Annotated in this window: 1 pseudogene; it reads left to right on the top strand. The window is 67.4% G+C overall.

Features of this window, described 5'->3' with window-relative positions:
* Positions 1–325: pseudogene (locus FLV34_RS39970) on the top strand (ATP-dependent Clp protease ATP-binding subunit); the annotation flags it as partial.

Here is a 325-nt window from a genome sequence, read left to right as displayed (position 1 = left end):
CAAGGTGCAGGAGGAGCTCAAGCAGCACTTCCGGCCGGAGTTCCTCAACCGCGTCGACGACATCGTGGTCTTCCACCAGCTCACGCCCAAGGAGATCATCCAGATCGTGGACCTGATGCTCGCCCAGGTGGCCGAGCGTCTGAAGGACCGCGACATGGGCCTGGAGCTGACCCCGGCCGCCAAGCAGCTGCTGGCCGACCGGGGGTACGACCCGGTGATGGGCGCCCGTCCGCTGCGCCGCACGATCCAGCGCGAGCTGGAGGACACGCTGTCGGAGAAGATCCTCTACGGCGAGCTGCGGCCGGGCCAGGTCGTCAAGATCGAC

It is taken from the genome of Microbispora sp. CSR-4 (genome assembly GCF_008033685.1).
Classification (GTDB): Bacteria; Actinomycetota; Actinomycetes; order Streptosporangiales; family Streptosporangiaceae; genus Microbispora.
Note: the sequence above shows the minus strand (reverse complement) of the source record. Positions and strands in the feature narration are given on the sequence as shown.